Consider the following 18,662-nt stretch of genomic DNA (forward strand, 5'->3'; position numbering starts at 1 on the left):
CCACAGTGCAAGTTACGCCTCGGCTTTTTTCGTCGCCGCTTCGATCTTACGCGTGATGTACCACTGTTGTGCAATCGACAGGCAGTTGTTCACAACCCAGTACAGCACCAGACCAGCCGGGAACCACAGGAAGAAGAAGGTGAAGATGATTGGCATCATTTTCATGACCTTCGCCTGCATCGGATCCGGAGGTGTCGGGTTCAGCTGCTGCTGGATGAACATGGTTGCGCCCATGATAATCGGCAGAATGAAGAACGGATCCTTGATCGACAGGTCAGTGATCCACAGCATGAACGGCGCCTGGCGCATTTCCACACTTTCCAGCAGAACCCAGTACAGCGAAAGGAAAACCGGCATCTGCACGAGGATCGGCAAGCAGCCGCCCAGCGGGTTGATCTTCTCTTTCTTGTACAGCTCCATCATGGCTTGCGACATTTTCTGCCGGTCATCGCCATGTTGCTCTTTCAGAGCAGCCAGTTTCGGCGCAACGGCACGCATGCGCGCCATCGATTTGTAGCTGGCAGCCGACAGAGGGAAGAAAAGACCCTTGATCAGCATGGTCAGGAAGATGATCGACCAGCCCCAGTTACCGACAATGGCGTGGATATGTTGCAGCAGCCAGAAGATTGGCTGGGCAATGAACCACAGAATGCCGTAGTCGACGGTCAATTCCAGACCTGGGGACAACTCTTTCAGCACAGCCTGGCTTTTCGGACCCGCGTAGAGCACAGCGCTGGTTTCAACTTTGGCACCCGGTGCAGCGGTCAATGTAGGACCGGTGTAACCGATGATGTAGTTGCCTTTGCTGTCTTTACGGGTCTGGACGATGTTGTTTTCGCCCTTGGCCGGAATCCATGCGGTCACGAAGTAGTGTTGCAGCCAGGCTACCCACCCACCGGTGACGGTTTCTTTCAGCTGCGCCTTGTCCATGTCCTTCATGGACACTTTCTTGTACGGCTCCGAACTTGTCCACAGGGCGGCGCCCAGATAAGTCGCGGTGCCAGTAGCGGTTGTGGACGAAGGATCGGCGCTGCTATCACGCTTCAACTGCGCAAACATTGCGCCATTCCAAGGCTGAGCGCTCTGGTTATCCACAAGGTAGGAAACGGTTACGTCGTACAGGCCGCGTTTCAGAGTGAAACGCTTGATGTAGTTGACGCCGTCCTTGCTGAATTTCAGGTCAACGACGAGTTGATCCTGACCGTCAGCCAGTTGATAAGTCTTCTTCTCAGCGGAGTAAACCGGACGACCGGCCGGATTTGCGTCCGGGCCATTGGTACCGATCAGACCACTTTGTGCCAGATAAACACGTTCGCCGCCGTTATCGAACAGCTGGAACGGAACATCAGGACGATCCTGACGACGTGGATACAGAGGCAAGGTCAGTTGAGCAACATCACCACCTTGTGGATCGATCGCGAGATCGAGCACGTCGGTTTTGATCTGGATCAGATCCTTGCTGGCGGCTACCGGGGTTTCGGCAGGTGCGCTGGTATCGCTAGCGGCGCGCGGAATATCGTCACTGGCGGCAGCATTATTGCCAGTGGCGGTGTCCGGCAAACCGGATGTAGTCGTACTGGAAGCAACATTCTGAGTCGGCAAAGCAGCCTGACCATAGTCCTGGTTCCATTTAAGAACCATAACGTAGGCCACGATTGCCAGGGCGACGATCAGGATCGTGCGTTTGATATCCATGATTACTCGGCCATCGAAGAAGAACGGGAGGTAGGGATAGGTGGAACCGGGTCATAACCACCGGGATTCCACGGATGACAGCGACCTAAACGACGAAAGGTCAGCCAGCCACCGCGCAGAAGGCCATGATTTTCAATGGCTTCATACGCGTAGCAGGAACAACTGGGGTAGAAACGACAGTGGCTGGCCATCAAAGGACTAATGGCGTAGCGATAAAACTGGATCGGAACGAGTGCCAGTTTACGCATCAGTACTGTCTACCCCTACAGTTTCGGTTTTGACTTCTGGAACTGGCTTGCTGCGTGCCAGACGCTTCCAGAGCTTGCCGAAATGCTGAATCAATTCGGGGTTTTCTACATCGCCAAGACCTTTGCGCGCGACGATAACGATATCCCAGCCGACCAGTGAATCCTGGTGCAGACGGAATGATTCGCGCATCAAACGTTTGAGGCGATTGCGCTCAACGGAGAGCTTTACGCTCTTTTTCCCGATAACCAGCCCGAGACGGGGGTGATCAAGATCGTTGTTGCGTGCAAGGAGCAGGAGATTTTTCCCCGGAACCTTGCCGGTAGGGGAGTCAAAGACTGCCTTGAAATGCCGGGGGGTAAGCAGACGCTTTTCCCGACTGAAGTCCTGACTCACCTCCAGTACCGGATTATCAAACTGCCAGACGCGCACGACCTTTGGCGCGACGACGCGACAGGACTGCGCGGCCGTTCTTGGTAGCCATGCGAGCACGGAAACCGTGGGTACGAGCGCGTTTGATAGTGCTTGGTTGGAAAGTACGTTTCATGTCGTGTTACCTGGTTCGTCCACAACGGGCCGGAATGGCCCCCGTTTTAAGAGACCGGGGATTCTAGAGAAAGCAAGCCTTCAGGTCAATTTCCAACCAGCGTTTCCTTATAAATAGATCTCGGCACTGTCTCGGACTGAAAGCCTTGTCTGCCAAACATAAAAATAAAGAAGGGAATTATTTAAAGCTTTTCTGTAAAGCTTATAAAAGCTAGGCCCGCCTTCTTCTGTGGATAAGTGACATCAGCCCATGTTTTACCTGATGTACAGAGAATGACAACTACGGTGGAAAACCGTGTTCAGCCTGTGCTGCGCCATCGGATAACCTGTGCGTGGAATGGGCTGTTATCCACAGGCGGGTTATCCACCGAGTTCAACCCCCAGTTGTCCAGTGTCCTTAGAGGCGGTTATCCACAGAGCTTATTCACACACCGTTGGTCGCTTTTTCATCGGTTAACGCATTGATAAATCATGTTTGCCGAACAACCTGCATGTGGATAAGTGGACGGCTCGCCGCTACAATGGCCGCTTGTTTTTGCCTCACCGGCTTTCAACTTAGGGGATATCCGTGTCAGTGGAACTTTGGCAGCAGTGCGTGGAGCTTTTGCGCGAGGAGCTGCCTGCCCAACAATTCAACACCTGGATCCGTCCACTACAGGTCGAAGCCGAAGGCGACGAGTTGCGCGTCTACGCACCGAACCGTTTTGTGCTGGACTGGGTCAACGAAAAGTACCTGGGCCGCGTCCTTGAACTGCTGGATGAGCATGGCAACGGCATGGCGCCGGCGCTCTCCTTATTAATAGGCAGCAAGCGCAGTTCGGCTCCGCGGGCGGCGCCGAATGCTCCGCTCGCCGCCGCGCAGGTTTCCCAGGCCCAGGCAAATGCCGCGCCTGTCAGCGCGCCGGCACCCACGCAGACGCCAGCACCGGCGGCCAAGCGCTCGACGCAAAAAAGCCCCGAAGTCAGCGATGAACCGTCTCGCGACAGTTTCGATCCGATGTCCGGTGCCGCTTCGCAACAGGCCCCGGTACGCGCCGAACAGCGCACCGTGCAGGTCGAAGGTGCGCTCAAGCACACCAGTTACCTGAACCGCACCTTCACTTTCGAAAACTTCGTCGAAGGTAAATCCAACCAGCTCGCCCGCGCGGCGGCCTGGCAAGTGGCGGACAACCCCAAGCACGGCTACAACCCACTCTTCCTTTATGGTGGCGTTGGCCTGGGTAAAACTCACTTGATGCACGCGGTGGGTAACCATCTATTAAAGAAGAACCCGAATGCCAAGGTTGTGTACCTGCATTCCGAGCGTTTCGTGGCCGACATGGTCAAGGCGCTGCAACTGAACGCGATCAACGAGTTCAAGCGCTTCTACCGTTCGGTGGATGCGCTGCTGATCGACGACATTCAGTTCTTCGCTCGCAAAGAGCGCTCGCAGGAAGAGTTTTTCCACACCTTCAACGCCTTGCTTGAAGGTGGCCAGCAGGTCATTCTCACCAGTGACCGCTACCCGAAAGAAATCGAAGGCCTTGAAGAGCGCCTTAAATCCCGCTTCGGCTGGGGCCTGACGGTTGCCGTCGAGCCGCCCGAACTGGAAACCCGCGTGGCGATCTTGATGAAGAAGGCCGACCAGGCCAAAGTCGACTTGCCGCACGACGCCGCGTTCTTTATCGCCCAGCGTATTCGCTCCAACGTCCGCGAGCTGGAAGGCGCGCTGAAACGCGTGATCGCCCACTCGCACTTCATGGGCCGCGACATCACCATCGAGCTGATTCGCGAATCCCTGAAAGACCTGCTGGCGTTGCAGGACAAACTGGTCTCTGTGGATAACATTCAGCGCACCGTCGCCGAGTACTACAAGATCAAGATCTCGGATCTGCTGTCCAAGCGCCGTTCGCGCTCGGTGGCGCGTCCGCGTCAGGTGGCCATGGCGTTGTCCAAGGAACTGACCAACCACAGCCTGCCGGAAATCGGCGATGTGTTCGGCGGCCGTGACCACACCACCGTGTTGCACGCCTGCCGCAAGATCAACGAACTTAAGGAATCCGACGCGGACATCCGCGAGGACTACAAGAACCTGCTGCGTACACTGACCACTTGATGAACACCAGCGCAGCTTATTAAGGCAAGGGACTAGACCATGCATTTCACCATTCAACGCGAAGCCCTGTTGAAACCCCTGCAACTGGTCGCAGGCGTCGTCGAGCGTCGACAGACCTTGCCGGTACTGTCCAACGTGCTGTTGGTAGTCGAAGGCCAGCAACTGTCGCTGACCGGTACCGACCTGGAAGTCGAGCTGGTCGGTCGTGTGCAACTCGAGGAGCCGGCTGAAACAGGATCCATCACCGTGCCCGCGCGCAAGCTGATGGATATCTGCAAAAGCCTGCCTAACGATGCGCTGATCGACATCAAGGTCGATGAGCAGAAACTGGTGGTGAAGGCTGGCCGTAGCCGTTTCACCCTGTCGACTCTGCCAGCCAACGATTTCCCGACCGTTGAAGAAGGTCCGGGTTCGCTGACTTGCAGCCTCGAGCAAAGCAAACTGCGTCGTCTGATCGAACGCACCAGCTTCGCCATGGCCCAGCAGGACGTACGTTACTACCTCAACGGTATGCTGCTGGAAGTGTCCGAAGGCATCATCCGCGCGGTGGCCACCGACGGTCACCGTCTGGCCATGTGCTCGATGAAAGCCGATATCGGTCAGCCGGATCGCCATCAGGTGATCGTGCCGCGCAAAGGTATTCTCGAACTGGCGCGTCTGCTCACTGAGCCGGACGGTAACGTCAGCATCGTCCTGGGCCAGCACCACATCCGCGCGACCACTGGTGAGTTCACCTTCACCTCGAAACTGGTCGACGGTAAATTTCCGGACTACGAGCGCGTGCTGCCGAAGGGCGGCGACAAGCTGGTACTGGGCGATCGTCAGGCCCTGCGTGAAGCGTTCAGCCGCACCGCGATTCTGTCCAACGAGAAGTACCGTGGTATCCGTCTGCAACTGGCCAGCGGTCAGTTGAAGATCCAGGCCAACAACCCGGAGCAGGAAGAAGCGGAAGAAGAAGTCGGCGTTGAATACAACGGTGGCTCTCTGGAAATCGGCTTCAACGTGAGCTATTTGCTCGACGTGCTGGGCGTGATGACCACCGAGCAGGTTCGTCTGATCCTGTCCGACTCCAACAGCAGTGCGCTGGTGCAAGAGTCCGACAACGACGATTCGGCTTACGTTGTCATGCCGATGCGTCTGTAATCAGCTGACCCTGGATGTCCTTAAGTCGTGTTTCGGTCACCGCGGTGCGCAATCTGCACCCGGTGACCTTCTCCCCTTCCCCCCGCATCAACATTCTTTACGGTGCCAACGGCAGCGGCAAAACCAGTGTTCTGGAAGCCGTTCATCTGCTGGGGCTTGCCCGTTCGTTTCGTAGCACGCGGCTGTTGCCGGTCATCCAGTACGAGCAGCTCGCCTGCACCGTGTTCGGTCAGGTCGAATTGGCCGAGGGTGGCCATAGCGCATTGGGCATCTCCCGCGATCGTCAGGGCGAGTTCCAGATCCGTATCGACGGGCAAAACGCCCGTAGCGCTGCGCAGTTGGCGGAGATCCTGCCGCTGCAGTTGATCAACCCCGACAGCTTCCGCCTGCTTGAGGGTGCGCCGAAGATTCGTCGACAGTTTCTCGACTGGGGTGTGTTCCACGTCGAGCCGCGCTTCATGGCCACTTGGCAGCGTTTGCAGAAGGCCTTGCGCCAGAGAAACTCCTGGCTGCGGCATGGTACACTTGACGCCGTTTCGCAAGCGGTTTGGGACAGGGAACTGTGCCAGGCCAGCGCTGAAATCGATGAATACCGCCGCGAATACATCAAAGCCTTGAAACCAGTCTTTGAACAAACCTTGAGCGAACTGGTTGAGCTCGAAGGTTTGACGCTCAGCTATTACCGAGGCTGGGACAAAGACCGGGAACTGAGCGCCGTACTGGCCGGTTCCGTGCAACGGGACCAGCAAATGGGTCATACCCAGGCCGGACCGCAACGAGCTGACTTGCGTCTTAGATTGGGCGCACATAACGCCGCGGACATCTTGTCCCGGGGTCAGCAGAAGTTGGTGGTGTGTGCACTGCGGATTGCCCAAGGGCACTTGGTCAGCCAGGCCCGCCGCGGTCAGTGTATTTATCTGGTGGATGACTTGCCGTCCGAGCTGGACGAGAGCCACCGTCGCGCGCTGTGCCGCTTGCTGGAAGACTTACGCTGCCAGGTGTTCATCACCTGTGTAGATCACGAATTATTGAGGGAAGGCTGGCAGACGGAAACGCCAGTCGCTCTGTTCCACGTGGAACAGGGCCGTATCACCCAGACCCACGACCATCGGGAGTGAAGGCATTGAGCGAAGAAAATACGTACGACTCAACGAGCATTAAAGTGCTGAAAGGCCTGGATGCCGTACGCAAACGTCCCGGTATGTACATTGGTGACACCGACGATGGCAGCGGTCTGCACCACATGGTGTTCGAGGTGGTCGACAACTCGATCGACGAAGCCCTCGCCGGCCACTGCGACGACATCAGCATCATCATCCACCCGGATGAGTCCATCACCGTTAAAGACAACGGCCGTGGCATCCCGGTAGACGTGCACAAAGAGGAAGGCGTTTCCGCCGCCGAGGTCATCATGACCGTCCTCCACGCTGGCGGTAAGTTCGACGACAACTCCTACAAAGTATCCGGCGGTCTGCACGGTGTAGGTGTGTCGGTAGTGAACGCACTGTCCGAAGAACTGGTACTGACTGTTCGCCGCAGCGGCAAGATCTGGGAACAGACCTACGTCCACGGCGTACCTCAGGCGCCGATGGCCATCGTTGGCGACAGCGAAACCACCGGTACCCAGATTCACTTCAAGGCTTCCAGCGAAACCTTCAAGAATATCCACTTCAGCTGGGACATCCTGGCCAAGCGTATTCGTGAACTGTCCTTCCTCAACTCCGGTGTCGGCATCGTCCTCAAGGATGAGCGCAGCGGCAAGGAAGAGCTGTTCAAGTACGAAGGCGGTCTGCGTGCGTTCGTTGAATACCTGAATACCAACAAGACTGCGGTCAACCAGGTGTTCCACTTCAACATCCAGCGTGAAGACGGCATCGGCGTGGAAATCGCCCTGCAGTGGAACGACAGCTTCAACGAGAACCTGTTGTGCTTCACCAACAACATTCCGCAGCGCGACGGCGGTACTCACCTGGTGGGTTTCCGTTCCGCACTGACGCGTAACCTGAACAACTACATCGAGCAGGAAGGTCTGGCGAAGAAGCACAAAGTCGCCACCACCGGTGACGATGCCCGTGAAGGCCTGACCGCGATCATCTCGGTGAAAGTGCCGGATCCGAAGTTCAGTTCGCAGACCAAAGACAAGCTGGTCTCCTCCGAAGTGAAGACCGCGGTCGAGCAGGAGATGGGCAAGTACTTCTCCGACTTCCTTCTGGAAAACCCGAACGAAGCCAAGCTGGTCGTCGGCAAGATGATCGACGCTGCGCGTGCCCGTGAAGCCGCGCGCAAGGCCCGTGAGATGACCCGCCGCAAAGGCGCGCTGGACATCGCCGGTTTGCCGGGCAAGCTCGCTGACTGCCAGGAAAAAGACCCTGCGCTGTCCGAACTGTACCTGGTGGAAGGTGACTCCGCGGGCGGCTCTGCCAAGCAGGGGCGTAACCGCAAGACCCAGGCGATCCTGCCGTTGAAGGGCAAGATCCTCAACGTCGAGAAAGCCCGTTTCGACAAGATGATCTCTTCCCAGGAAGTGGGCACCTTGATCACCGCACTGGGCTGCGGTATCGGTCGCGACGAGTACAACATCGACAAACTGCGTTATCACAACATCATCATCATGACCGATGCTGACGTCGACGGTTCGCACATCCGTACCCTGCTGCTGACCTTCTTCTTCCGTCAGTTGCCGGAGCTGATCGAGCGCGGTTACATCTACATCGCTCAGCCGCCGCTGTACAAGGTCAAGAAAGGCAAGCAAGAGCAATACATCAAAGACGACGACGCCATGGAAGAGTACATGACGCAGTCGGCCCTGGAAGATGCGAGCCTGCACCTGAACGAAGAAGCCCCGGGCATTTCCGGTGAAGCGCTTGAGCGTCTGGTGAACGACTTCCGCATGGTAATGAAGACCCTCAAGCGTCTGTCGCGCCTGTATCCGCAGGAACTGACCGAGCACTTCATCTACCTGCCGGCCGTGAGCCTGGAAAAGCTCGGCGACCACGCCGCGATGCAAGAGTGGCTGGCCCAGTACGAAGCGCGTCTGCGCACCGTTGAAAAATCCGGTCTGGTCTACAAGGCCAGCCTGCGTGAAGACCGTGAACGTGGTGTATGGCTGCCAGAGGTCGAACTGATCTCCCACGGCCTGTCGAACTACGTCACTTTCAACCGCGACTTCTTCGGCAGCAACGACTACAAAACCGTCGTCACCCTTGGCGCTCAATTGAGCACTCTGCTCGACGAAGGCGCGTACATCCAGCGTGGCGAGCGCAAGAAAGCGGTCACCGAGTTCAAGGAGGCCCTTGACTGGCTGATGGCCGAAAGCACCAAGCGCCACACCATCCAGCGATACAAAGGTCTGGGCGAAATGAACCCGGATCAGCTGTGGGAAACCACCATGGACCCAAGCGTGCGCCGCATGCTGAAGGTGACCATCGAAGACGCCATTGGCGCAGACCAGATCTTCAACACCCTCATGGGTGATGCGGTCGAACCTCGCCGTGACTTCATCGAGAGCAATGCGTTGGCGGTTTCGAACCTGGATTTCTGATCCCGGTTTGCGTCAAACAAAAAGGCCAACGCATTACGTTGGCCTTTTTCATTGGCAGGTCAAAAGATCGCAGTCTTCGGACGATCTTTTGCTCTTTTACTCGGATGCTGCAGACACACTCTCCAACCGATACCCATATCCATAAATCGTCAGCAACTGCCAACCCCGATCCGCCGTCAGCCCGAGCTTGTTACGCAGCCGATATATATGCGTATCCAGCGGTCGCGACGAAGCCATCTCCTCATGCGGCCAAAACCGCTCATACAGATAATCCCGCGACAACGGTCGACCCAAATTGCTGAACAGACACCGCGCCAGTCGATACTCGCGTTCAGTCATGACAATCGGTTTTCCCTCTCGAGTGACAGTCAGTTCTGCATCATCAAACGTCAGGTCATTGAAGCTCAGCACTTCCGTCGCCGCCGCCCGTTGCTGGTTGTGTCGACGCAATACCGCAGCCACCCGCGCCTTCAATTCATTCGGCCGAAACGGCTTACTCACATAATCATCCGCCCCCGCATTCAACGCCTGAACGATATCGCTCTCGCCATCGCGGCTGGTGAGCATGATCGCTGCCGGTGGCGCTTCCATGTGTTCGCGGGTCCAGCGCAGCAGGGCCAGGCCGGTGAGGTCGGGCAATTGCCAGTCGAGGATCAGCAGGTCAAAGGTTTCCCGGCGCAGTTGCCGTAGCAGGTCCTCTGCGCGTTCAAAGCTGTGCAATGACCACGGCTGCTCGCCGGCATCGGCCATTTGCTGCAGGGTTTGCTCGACCCGGCGCAGTTCGGCGGGTTCGTCGTCCAGTATCGCAACGCGCATTCGCGGTTATTCCTTGTTGCTGGGGCAGTTGGCGGACAACCATAGTCGCTCGGCCCAAGCTGTGAAAGTAAGCGGCCCGCCGTTGGTCGACGTCCGCTATGATTCCTCGGGTCTACGTCTCAGACCTGTGGCCCATGAAACCATTCACACTGCCCTGCCCTTTTTCCCCATGAACAATCAGCGTCGGCGTGAAAGCCGTGAACCGAGCCAGGTGCAGCGATTGTTTCGACAGTTGGTGCGCGAATGGTTGTGGATAAGTCTAGTGCTGTTGCCGCTGACTGCGCTGTTGTCTTATCGAGCGCAGGTCAGCTTGCACGATGCGGCTTCCGTCACTGGGGCTTTGTTATCGGTGGGGCTGGTGGCCTGTGTGCTCGGGTTGCTGTTATGGCGCCCACGATGGGCACTTTGGGTGACGCTGATCGGCATGGCCTGCGTGCTGTTGACCAGTGCCGGGCTGGCCGAAATACACCGCTGGTGGTCGCCGACCCCCGCAGTGCTAGGCATGTTGTTTGGCTATTTGATCTGGAACTGGCGGCGCTTGAGCGTAGTGCTGACCTATTTCGGTTGGGAATTGGCGCGGCTAGACAACGAGCCGAAAGTTTTTCCCGAGCGCCGTCGTTCCCAATTCACTGGCGCTGATCGTCTGCAGGGCCAGATCATGGCGCTGGAACAAGCCATGAGTCGTACCCGTGATACCCGGCGCTTTATTGCCGATGGTCTGGAGTACTTGCCCGTCGCCACGCTGATCAGCGATCCCAAAGGCCAGATCCTGCTGGGCAATCGCAAGGCTCGCCAGCTATTCGATCACAACCTGGTGGGGGACGACGTCCTCGATCAACTGACCGGCCTTGGTTACCCGGAGTTGTCCACAGAGTTGCGCCCGTCACTGTCGGCCTTACCGCTGTTGGAGTTTCGCGATCACAGGGAACGCAGCCTGCGCCTGGAGCGTGCCGCCCTGCTGCCGGTGGACGGAGACACGCCGATTGGTTGGCTGCTTAGCCTCACCGATCTCAGCGCCGAACGTGCCGCCGAGGAACAACGCGGGGTATTGCTGCGCTTTCTTTCCCACGACCTGCGTGCTCCGCATTCGGCGATCCTCGCCCTGCTCGATGTTCATCGCCATCAGGCCGGGGCGGATTCACCGCTGTTCGAACAGATTGAACGCCAGGTCCGCCGCGCGCTGGATCTGACCGATGGCTTCGTTCTGCTGGCGCGGGCCGAGTCCGAGGCGTATCAGTTCCAGCCAAGCCTCTTTGCGATGTTGGTACTGGATGTATTGGATCAGGCATTGCCCATCGCACAGCAAAAGCGCATCGAATTGCTACATGACATGGATGAGCAATCACAGGAACGTCTGATCATGGCCGATCAGGGATTATTGACCCGTGCGTTATTCAACCTGCTGGAGAATGCGATCAAGTACAGCTCGGCAGACACCACGGTTCAACTGCGGGTCAGTTGTCACGAAGAATGGCTGCGTTGCGAACTGACGGATCAGGGTAAGGGCATTGCCGAACAAGAGTTGCCAGATCTATTCAGTCAGTACCGCCGTTTTTCCTCCGCCCAAGGTATCGATGGCGTGGGTCTGGGCCTGTCGATGGTCAAAGCGGTGGTTGATCACCATGGCGGCAAAATCGAATGCCGCAGTGTGGTTGATCAAGGCACCACATTCCTGCTCGAATTACCGCTGATCCCCGAGTGAACAAGCACAAAAAAACCGGCTATATCAGCCGGTTTTTTTACATCCGAAAAAAACTTATGCACGTTTTACGGTGTTTTATGAGCTTGAGAAATATATAAGCAGATCAATAACTTAAGATAAAAATTCAAGCCTTTTCAACAAAACCGTACACAGGTTATCCACAAAATGTCAGGCCGGCACTTGTTCATCTGCAATGGGTGACTGCGGGGCCGGTGGCAGCGAGCCCATTTCACGCTGAGTCTTCTCGTTCCAGGCTTGTACCCGATCGTTCAACTCGGCGATGGCGCGCGGACCAGTGCCCTCGGCATACATCGGTTCGCCGATGACTACGGTGATGACGCCGGACTTCTTGCCCCAGCCGATTTTCGGCCAGAATTTGCCAGCATTGTGTGCAATCGGCAGTACCGGAAGCGCCGCATTCACCGCCAAAGCGCTGCCACTGCGGGAAAACTTGCCGACAGTGCCAAAGGGAACACGCGTACCTTCCGGGAAGATCAGCACCCAAACGTTGTCCTTGAGCAGCTCATCACCCTTCGCCGCGACTTGTTTCAAAGCAGCTTTCGGGTTGTCGCGGTCAATCGCGATCGGCCGCAGCATGGCCATGGCCCAGCCGAAGAACGGCACGTACAGCAGTTCGCGTTTGAGCACTTGGCTCAACGGCGAGAAATAAGCGGAGAGAAAGAACGTCTCCCAGGTGCTCTGGTGGTTCGATTGAATCACGCAGGGCCGGTCAGGCACGTTTTCCGCGCCTTTGATTTCGTAACGGATACCGAGAAACACCTTGGTCAACCACAAGGCGCAGCGGCACCAGTACACGTTGATAAACCGATAACGCGCCTTGAACGGCAGAAACGGCGCGATAAAAAAACTCAAGCTGCACCACAGCAGGGAGGTGGTGCCCAGCAGCAGGTAAAAGAGAAAAATTCTGATGGCCCGCAGTATCGACATAGTGACGTTTACCGTGACGGGGCAATGCCCGAGTGTTCAAGCGCACTCCCGATCAATCCCTGGTCAGGAATTTCAGAAGTACTCTAGTTGTGGATAAGTTCTGCGGCAATCGCCGCCAGATCGTCAAAAATCAGAGTGCCAACCGGCAGGGTTTTGCCCTGAGTCTTTTCGCCTTTTCCGGTCTTTACCAAAACTGGCTGTGAATCGACGGCTTTGGCAGCCTCCAGGTCACCAAGGCTGTCGCCGACGAACCAGACATTGGCCAGCGTGACGTTGTAATGCGCCGCGATGGTTTTCAACATCCCCGGTTTCGGCTTGCGGCAATCGCAGCCTTCGTCCGGCCCATGCGGGCAGTACACGATCAGCCCCACTTCACCGCCCTGCTCCGCGACCAGCTCACGCAAGCGCGCGTGCATGGCATCGAGGGTGGCGAGGTCGTAATAGCCGCGAGCAATGCCCGACTGGTTGGTGGCCACCGCCACCGTCCAGCCGGCCTTGCTCAACTGCGCAATCGCCTCGATCGAGCCGGGCAACGGAATCCACTCCGCCACTGACTTGATGTAAGCGTCGGAGTCGTAATTGATCACTCCGTCCCGATCGAGAATCAGCAGTTTCAACAGCAATCCCTCAACCCAGCAGCGAAATGTCGGCAACACCGAGGAACAGGCCACGCAGACGCGCCAGCAGCGCGTAACGGTTGGCCCGCACATTGGCGTCGTCGGCATTGACCATCACCGCGTCGAAGAACGCATCGACCGGCTCACGCAATGCCGCCAGGCGTGCCAGCGATTCGTTGTACTGACGCGCCGCAGCCATCGGCTGCACCGCCTGATCCGCTTGCTGGATCGCCGAGTACAGCGAGAACTCGTTGGCGTTGTCGAAGTACTTGGCTTGAACCTCGGTCGGCACCGCGCCTTCGAGTTTGCTCAACAGGTTCGACACACGCTTGTTCACCGCCGCCAGCGCTGCCGCTTCCGGCAGTTTGCGGAAGGCTTGCACCGCTTGCACACGCTGATCGAAGTCCAGCGCCGAACCCGGCTTCAGGGCACGTACCGACAGGTAAGTGGCCACTTCAACGCCTTCGTCTTCGTAACGCGCACGCAGACGGTCGAAGATGAATTCCAGCACGGCTTCGTTGAGGCCGGCAGCCTTGACCTTGGCACCGAACGCATTCACGGCGAAAGCCACAGCGTCGTTGAGGTCGAGATCGAGCTTCTTCTCGATGAGGATACGCAGCACGCCGAGTGCCGCACGGCGCAGGGCATACGGGTCTTTGCTGCCGGTTGGCAGCATGCCGATACCGAAGATACCGACCAGGGTGTCGAGCTTGTCAGCGATCGCGACGGCCGCGCCGGTCAGGGTCACCGGCAGTTCTGCACCGGCACCGCGTGGCATGTATTGCTCGTTGAGCGCCAGCGCGACGTCTTCCGGCTCGCCGTCATTGAGGGCGTAGTAGTAACCGGCGACACCTTGCATCTCCGGGAACTCGCCGACCATTTCGGTGGCCAGGTCGCACTTCGACAGCAGGCCTGCACGGGCAGCCCACGAGGCGTTGCCGCCAATGCGTGCGGCGATGTACGCAGCCAGTTTCGATACGCGTTCGGCCTTGTCGTAGACGCTGCCGAGTTTTTCCTGGAAAACCACGTTCTTCAGGCGATCGTTGAAGGCTTCGAGCTTCTGCTTCTTGTCTTGCTTGAAGAAGAACTCGGCATCGGTCAGACGTGGGCGAACCACTTTCTCGTTACCGGCGATGATCTGTTGCGGATCTTTGCTTTCGATGTTGGCCACAGTGATGAAACGTGGCAGCAACTTGCCGTCGGCATCGAGCAGGCAGAAGTACTTCTGGTTGTCCTGCATGGTGGTGATCAGCGCTTCTTGCGGCACGTCGAGGAAACGTTCCTCGAACGAGCACACCAGCGGCACCGGCCATTCAACCAGCGCGGTCACTTCGTCGAGCAGCGCCGGCGGAACGATTGCCGTGCCTTCCTGACGGGTGGCCAGCTCTTCGGTGCGCTTGCTGATGATCTCGCGACGCTCGTTAGCGTCGGCCAGCACATAAGCGGCACGCAGGTCAGCGAGGTAGCTCGACGGCGAACCGATGCGCACGCTTTGCGGGTGATGGAAGCGGTGACCACGGGAATCACGGCCCGCCTTCTGCGCGAGGATGGTGCAGTCGATGACTTGGTCACCGAGCAGCATCACCAGCCATTGGGTCGGACGCACGAACTCTTCCTTGCGCGCACCCCAACGCATGCGTTTCGGGATCGGCAGGTCGTTCAGCGAATCTTCAACGATGGTCGGCAGCAGGCTCGCGGTCGGCTTGCCGGCGATGCTCTGGCTGTAACGCAGTTTCGGGCCGCTCTGATCAATTTCGCTCAGATCGACGCCGCACTTCTTGGCGAAGCCCAGTGCTGCTTGTGTTGGATTGCCGTCAGCGTCGAACGCCGCCTGACGTGGCGGGCCGTCGAGGTTGATGCAGCGATCCGGTTGCTGGGTAGCCAGCGCGGTGATCAGCACAGCCAGACGACGCGGTGCGGCGTAGACGGTTTTAGTCTCGTAGCTCAGGCCAGCGGCTTGCAGGCCCTTGTCGATACCGGCGAGGAACGCTTCAGCCAAGGTGTTCAGGGCTTTCGGTGGCAGTTCTTCGGTGCCCAGTTCAACCAGAAAATCTTGCGCACTCATTGTGCAGCCTCCAGCTTGGCCAGTACTTCGTCACGCAGGTCCGGGGTCGCCATCGGGAAGCCCAGCTTGGCGCGGGCCAGCAGGTAGGCTTGCGCAACGGAACGCGCCAGGGTGCGTACGCGCAGAATGTATTGCTGACGCGCGGTCACCGAGATCGCCCGGCGCGCATCCAGCAAGTTGAAGGTGTGCGAAGCCTTCAACACCATTTCGTAGCTCGGCAACGGCAGCGGCTGGTCGAGTTCGATCAGGCGCTTGGCTTCGCTTTCATAAAAGTCGAACAGTTCGAACAGCTTGTCGACGTTGGCGTGTTCGAAGTTGTAAGTGGACTGCTCCACTTCGTTCTGGTGGAACACGTCGCCGTAGGTGACTTTGCCCATCGGGCCGTCAGCCCAGACCAGGTCGTAGACCGAATCCACGCCTTGCAGGTACATGGCCAGGCGCTCGAGACCGTAAGTGATCTCGCCGGTCACCGGGTAGCACTCGATGCCGCCCGCCTGCTGGAAGTAAGTGAACTGAGTCACTTCCATGCCGTTCAGCCAGACTTCCCAGCCCAGACCCCAGGCGCCGAGGGTCGGCGATTCCCAGTTGTCTTCGACGAAGCGAATGTCGTGAACCAACGGGTCCAGGCCGACATGCTTGAGGGAGCCCAGGTACAGTTCCTGGAAGTTGTCCGGGTTCGGCTTGAGCACGACCTGGAACTGATAGTAGTGCTGCAGACGGTTCGGGTTTTCGCCGTAACGGCCGTCAGTCGGACGACGGCTTGGCTGCACGTAAGCGGCGTTCCAGGTTTCCGGGCCGATGGCACGGAGGAAGGTCGCGGTGTGGAAAGTGCCGGCGCCTACTTCCATATCGTAGGGCTGAAGTACCACGCAACCTTGCTCGGCCCAGTATTGCTGGAGCGCGAGGATCAAGTCTTGGAAGGTACGCACGGCTGGCGTAGGCTGGCTCACGAAATTCACCTGTTTCTTGGGCTGCGATTTAAAGAGCGGGAGTATACCCGATTCAGTCGCACCTCCACCCCCTGGAGCCTTATGCCACGCTGCTTTTGGTGTACCGAAGATCCGCTGTACATGGCTTATCACGATCAGGAGTGGGGCACGCCGCTACGCGATGCGCAGGGTTTGTTCGAGTTGCTTTTGCTCGAAGGGTTCCAGGCTGGCCTGTCGTGGATCACCGTGCTGCGCAAACGCGAGCGTTATCGCGAAGTGTTATTCGGCTTCGACGTACAGCGCGTGGCGCAGATGAGCGACGCCGAAATCGACGAATTGATGCTCGATCCGGGGATCATCCGCAACCGCCTCAAACTCAACGCCGCCCGCCGCAATGCCCAGGCCTGGCTGGCGCTGGAGGATCCGGTGACCTTCCTTTGGTCGTTCGTTAACGACCAACCGATCATCAATCATTTCAAGGATCGCAGCGAAGTCCCGGCGATCACCCCCGAAGCGTTGGCGATGAGCAAAGCCCTGAAAAAGGCCGGTTTCACGTTCGTCGGCCCGACCATTTGCTACGCGCTGATGCAGGCCTCGGGCATGGTCATGGATCACACCCGCGACTGCGACCGCTACGCGCAGCTCGTCAACGCCGGTTAGAATGGCCGCCTCGCGCACCGCACAAGATCAGGAGTGACCTGTGGAAAAGTTTAAAGGCGCCTTGCTGGTAGGCGCTCTGCGGCTGTTTGCCCTGCTGCCATGGCGGGCCGTGCAGGCCGTGGGTTCGGCGATCGGCTGGATCATGTGGAAAACCCCCAACCGCTCACGCGACGTGGTGCGGATCAACCTCGCCAAATGTTTTCCACAGATGGATCCGGCCGAACGTGAGCGTCTGGTCGGGCAGAGCCTGAAAGACATCGGCAAGTCGCTGACCGAAAGCGCCTGCGCGTGGATCTGGCCGGCGCAGCGTTCGATCGATCTGGTGCGCGAAGTCGAAGGCCTCGACGTGCTGAAAGACGCTTTGGCTTCGGGCAAAGGCGTGGTCGGCATCACCAGCCACCTCGGCAACTGGGAAGTGCTCAACCACTTCTATTGCAGTCAGTGCAAACCGATCATTTTCTATCGCCCGCCGAAGCTCAAGGCTGTGGATGAATTGCTGCGCAAACAGCGCGTGCAACTGGGCAACAAGGTCGCCGCCTCGACCAAGGAAGGCATTCTCAGCGTGATCAAAGAAGTGCGCAAAGGTGGTGCAGTGGGCATTCCCGCTGACCCGGAACCGGCCGAATCCGCCGGAATCTTCGTGCCGTTCTTCGCCACGCAAGCGCTGACCAGCAAATTCGTGCCGAACATGTTGGCCGGCGGTAAAGCGGTCGGTGTGTTCCTGCATGCGCTGCGTCTGCCCGACGGTTCCGGCTACAAAGTCATCCTCGAAGCGGCGCCGGAAGCCATGTACAGCACCGATACAGCTGAGTCCTGTGCGGCGATGAGCAAAGTGGTCGAGCGTTATGTGGCGGCGTATCCGAGCCAGTACATGTGGAGCATGAAGCGCTTCAAGAAACGTCCGCCGGGCGAAGAGCGCTGGTACTAAAGAAGTTGGCACACTCTGTGGATAACCTCACTGGTAAGGTTATCCACAACCGTTCATCAAAGGGCGCAACAAGATGTCCGAACAACGCAAATCTTTCCGCATCAAGATCACCCACGACAGCTTTGGCGAATGCCTCGGGCAGACGCGCAACCTGTCGCCTACCGGCGTGTTTGTACAGCATCCGGTTTTGGCTTCTTTGCCCAAAGGCGCAGTGGTTTACGGCCAGGTGCAGGATTTACCCACAGGCGCGCCGCGGGTGCGGATGGAAGTGGTGACGGTGGATGCCGACGGTATCGGCCTTCGCTACCTTTGAATTACTGCGCTTGACGATCAAGCTTCTTAATGAAAACCGTCATTTCCTTCTCGGCTTGCTTATCGCCATGGGCGCGGGCTGCCTCCAGACCTTGCTCCCACGCCTGACGTGCGGCGGCGCTATCGCCCAGCGCCAATTGCGCTTTACCCAATAGTTTCCATGCCGCCGAATACTTCGGATCAAAACCGACACAGCGCTGGAAATGCTCGGCGGCTTTGGCGTTTTCGCCCAGATCCAGATAACCCTTGCCCAAGCCGAAGCGCAGCAGGGAGTTATCCACACCCTTGGCGAGCATTTTTTCCAGGGATTCGAGCATTTATGCACCCTCGTTAATGTGATCGTTCCCACGCTCCGCGTGGGAACGCCTCAATGGACGCTCTGCGTCCGCTCTTGGGACGCAGAGCGTCCCGGGCTGCAT

Annotated in this window: 18 protein-coding genes; 8 read left to right on the plus strand and 10 right to left on the minus strand. The window is 58.0% G+C overall.

Annotation, left to right across the window (positions count from 1 at the left end):
* Nucleotides 1-12 precede the first annotated feature (12 nt).
* The 4 genes from yidC to rpmH are packed head-to-tail and all read right to left on the minus strand — an operon-like array spanning nucleotide 13 to nucleotide 2,488.
* Nucleotides 13-1,695, minus strand: coding sequence for a membrane protein insertase YidC (yidC, locus tag ACZZ0G_RS11745; protein WP_463556239.1), 1,683 nt, complete (start codon nucleotides 1,693-1,695; stop codon nucleotides 13-15).
* A gap of 2 nt (nucleotides 1,696-1,697) precedes the next feature.
* Nucleotides 1,698-1,943: a membrane protein insertion efficiency factor YidD gene (yidD, locus tag ACZZ0G_RS11750; RefSeq protein WP_010465488.1), complete on the minus strand. Its 246-nt coding sequence runs from the start codon at nucleotides 1,941-1,943 to the stop codon at nucleotides 1,698-1,700.
* Nucleotides 1,936-2,337: a ribonuclease P protein component gene (rnpA, locus tag ACZZ0G_RS11755; RefSeq protein ID WP_016984072.1), complete on the minus strand. Its 402-nt coding sequence runs from the start codon at nucleotides 2,335-2,337 to the stop codon at nucleotides 1,936-1,938. The genes yidD and rnpA overlap by 8 nt, the downstream gene beginning before the upstream one ends.
* 16 nt (nucleotides 2,338-2,353) lie before the next feature.
* Entirely contained in the window at nucleotides 2,354-2,488 is a 135-nt protein-coding gene (gene rpmH, locus ACZZ0G_RS11760) for a 50S ribosomal protein L34 (protein WP_003213577.1), read from the minus strand.
* 567 nt (nucleotides 2,489-3,055) lie between these two features.
* Here rpmH and dnaA point away from each other — a divergent pair.
* Genes dnaA through gyrB form a run of 4 tightly spaced genes read left to right on the plus strand, consistent with a single transcriptional unit; the run spans nucleotide 3,056 to nucleotide 9,266 of the window.
* Nucleotides 3,056-4,582, plus strand: coding sequence for a chromosomal replication initiator protein DnaA (gene dnaA, locus ACZZ0G_RS11765; protein ID WP_463556240.1), 1,527 nt, complete (start codon nucleotides 3,056-3,058; stop codon nucleotides 4,580-4,582).
* Nucleotides 4,583-4,621: 39 nt separating this feature from the next.
* The gene (gene dnaN / locus ACZZ0G_RS11770) at nucleotides 4,622-5,725 is read left to right on the plus strand and encodes a DNA polymerase III subunit beta (RefSeq protein WP_007911887.1); all 1,104 of its coding nucleotides are present in this window, start codon (nucleotides 4,622-4,624) and stop codon (nucleotides 5,723-5,725) included.
* A gap of 14 nt (nucleotides 5,726-5,739) precedes the next feature.
* A complete protein-coding gene (gene recF / locus ACZZ0G_RS11775; protein ID WP_463556241.1) occupies nucleotides 5,740-6,843 on the plus strand; it encodes a DNA replication/repair protein RecF in 1,104 nt (367 codons plus the stop codon).
* Between the two features lie 5 nt (nucleotides 6,844-6,848).
* Nucleotides 6,849-9,266, plus strand: coding sequence for a DNA topoisomerase (ATP-hydrolyzing) subunit B (gyrB, locus tag ACZZ0G_RS11780; protein WP_007911885.1), 2,418 nt, complete (start codon nucleotides 6,849-6,851; stop codon nucleotides 9,264-9,266).
* 96 nt (nucleotides 9,267-9,362) lie between these two features.
* On the opposite strand, the gene ACZZ0G_RS11785 is transcribed toward gyrB, so the two are convergent.
* Nucleotides 9,363-10,082: a response regulator transcription factor gene (locus ACZZ0G_RS11785; protein WP_463556242.1), complete on the minus strand. Its 720-nt coding sequence runs from the start codon at nucleotides 10,080-10,082 to the stop codon at nucleotides 9,363-9,365.
* A gap of 169 nt (nucleotides 10,083-10,251) precedes the next feature.
* Here ACZZ0G_RS11785 and ACZZ0G_RS11790 point away from each other — a divergent pair, with 169 nt between their 5' ends.
* On the plus strand, nucleotides 10,252-11,784 hold the full coding sequence (locus ACZZ0G_RS11790) for a sensor histidine kinase (RefSeq protein WP_463556243.1): 1,533 nt from the start codon (nucleotides 10,252-10,254) through the stop codon (nucleotides 11,782-11,784).
* A gap of 168 nt (nucleotides 11,785-11,952) precedes the next feature.
* Here the strand turns inward: ACZZ0G_RS11790 and ACZZ0G_RS11795 are convergent, their stop codons facing one another.
* The 4 genes from ACZZ0G_RS11795 to glyQ all read right to left on the minus strand — a co-directional run bounded on the left by ACZZ0G_RS11795 (nucleotide 11,953) and on the right by glyQ (nucleotide 16,364).
* The gene (locus tag ACZZ0G_RS11795; protein WP_463556244.1) at nucleotides 11,953-12,732 is read right to left on the minus strand and encodes a lysophospholipid acyltransferase family protein; all 780 of its coding nucleotides are present in this window, start codon (nucleotides 12,730-12,732) and stop codon (nucleotides 11,953-11,955) included.
* An 83-nt stretch (nucleotides 12,733-12,815) separates the two neighbouring features.
* Nucleotides 12,816-13,355 carry a D-glycero-beta-D-manno-heptose 1,7-bisphosphate 7-phosphatase gene (gene gmhB, locus ACZZ0G_RS11800; RefSeq protein ID WP_463556245.1) on the minus strand — a complete coding sequence of 180 codons (540 nt, stop codon included), beginning with the start codon at nucleotides 13,353-13,355 and terminating at the stop codon, nucleotides 12,816-12,818.
* A 4-nt stretch (nucleotides 13,356-13,359) separates the two neighbouring features.
* Nucleotides 13,360-15,414 (minus strand): glycine--tRNA ligase subunit beta, encoded by a 2,055-nt coding sequence (gene glyS / locus ACZZ0G_RS11805; protein WP_463556246.1) that lies wholly within the window; start codon nucleotides 15,412-15,414, stop codon nucleotides 13,360-13,362.
* On the minus strand, nucleotides 15,411-16,364 hold the full coding sequence (glyQ, locus tag ACZZ0G_RS11810; RefSeq protein WP_025112261.1) for a glycine--tRNA ligase subunit alpha: 954 nt from the start codon (nucleotides 16,362-16,364) through the stop codon (nucleotides 15,411-15,413). Before glyQ ends, glyS begins: the two co-directional genes overlap by 4 nt.
* Before the next feature lie 81 nt (nucleotides 16,365-16,445).
* On the opposite strand from glyQ, the gene ACZZ0G_RS11815 reads away from it, so the two are divergent.
* The 3 genes from ACZZ0G_RS11815 to ACZZ0G_RS11825 all read left to right on the plus strand — a co-directional run bounded on the left by ACZZ0G_RS11815 (nucleotide 16,446) and on the right by ACZZ0G_RS11825 (nucleotide 18,244).
* On the plus strand, nucleotides 16,446-17,003 hold the full coding sequence (locus tag ACZZ0G_RS11815; protein WP_053125317.1) for a DNA-3-methyladenine glycosylase I: 558 nt from the start codon (nucleotides 16,446-16,448) through the stop codon (nucleotides 17,001-17,003).
* A gap of 40 nt (nucleotides 17,004-17,043) precedes the next feature.
* Nucleotides 17,044-17,931 carry a lysophospholipid acyltransferase gene (locus ACZZ0G_RS11820; protein ID WP_008084359.1) on the plus strand — a complete coding sequence of 296 codons (888 nt, stop codon included), beginning with the start codon at nucleotides 17,044-17,046 and terminating at the stop codon, nucleotides 17,929-17,931.
* Between the two features lie 73 nt (nucleotides 17,932-18,004).
* On the plus strand, nucleotides 18,005-18,244 hold the full coding sequence (locus tag ACZZ0G_RS11825; RefSeq protein WP_127925277.1) for a PilZ domain-containing protein: 240 nt from the start codon (nucleotides 18,005-18,007) through the stop codon (nucleotides 18,242-18,244).
* Between the two features lies 1 nt (nucleotide 18,245).
* Here ACZZ0G_RS11825 and ACZZ0G_RS11830 read toward each other — a convergent pair whose 3' ends face one another.
* Nucleotides 18,246-18,560: a tetratricopeptide repeat protein gene (locus tag ACZZ0G_RS11830; protein WP_463398230.1), complete on the minus strand. Its 315-nt coding sequence runs from the start codon at nucleotides 18,558-18,560 to the stop codon at nucleotides 18,246-18,248.
* Nucleotides 18,561-18,662: the final 102 nt, after the last annotated feature.

The sequence above is a fragment of the Pseudomonas sp. AC169 genome, from assembly GCF_979258515.1.

Excerpts from the sequence above, each read along its gene's own strand:
- yidC (WP_463556239.1), bottom strand. The coding sequence starts at position 1,695 with ATGGATATCAAACGCACGATCCTGATCGTCGCCCTGGCAATCGTGGCC.
- yidD (WP_010465488.1), bottom strand. The coding sequence starts at position 1,943 with ATGCGTAAACTGGCACTCGTTCCGATCCAGTTTTATCGCTACGCCATT.
- rpmH (WP_003213577.1), bottom strand. The coding sequence starts at position 2,488 with ATGAAACGTACTTTCCAACCAAGCACTATCAAACGCGCTCGTACCCAC.
- dnaN (WP_007911887.1), top strand. The coding sequence starts at position 4,622 with ATGCATTTCACCATTCAACGCGAAGCCCTGTTGAAACCCCTGCAACTG.
- recF (WP_463556241.1), top strand. The coding sequence starts at position 5,740 with ATGTCCTTAAGTCGTGTTTCGGTCACCGCGGTGCGCAATCTGCACCCG.
- ACZZ0G_RS11785 (WP_463556242.1), bottom strand. The coding sequence starts at position 10,082 with ATGCGCGTTGCGATACTGGACGACGAACCCGCCGAACTGCGCCGGGTC.
- ACZZ0G_RS11790 (WP_463556243.1), top strand. The coding sequence starts at position 10,252 with ATGAACAATCAGCGTCGGCGTGAAAGCCGTGAACCGAGCCAGGTGCAG.
- ACZZ0G_RS11795 (WP_463556244.1), bottom strand. The coding sequence starts at position 12,732 with ATGTCGATACTGCGGGCCATCAGAATTTTTCTCTTTTACCTGCTGCTG.
- glyS (WP_463556246.1), bottom strand. The coding sequence starts at position 15,414 with ATGAGTGCGCAAGATTTTCTGGTTGAACTGGGCACCGAAGAACTGCCA.
- ACZZ0G_RS11815 (WP_053125317.1), top strand. The coding sequence starts at position 16,446 with ATGCCACGCTGCTTTTGGTGTACCGAAGATCCGCTGTACATGGCTTAT.
- ACZZ0G_RS11825 (WP_127925277.1), top strand. The coding sequence starts at position 18,005 with ATGTCCGAACAACGCAAATCTTTCCGCATCAAGATCACCCACGACAGC.
- ACZZ0G_RS11830 (WP_463398230.1), bottom strand. The coding sequence starts at position 18,560 with ATGCTCGAATCCCTGGAAAAAATGCTCGCCAAGGGTGTGGATAACTCC.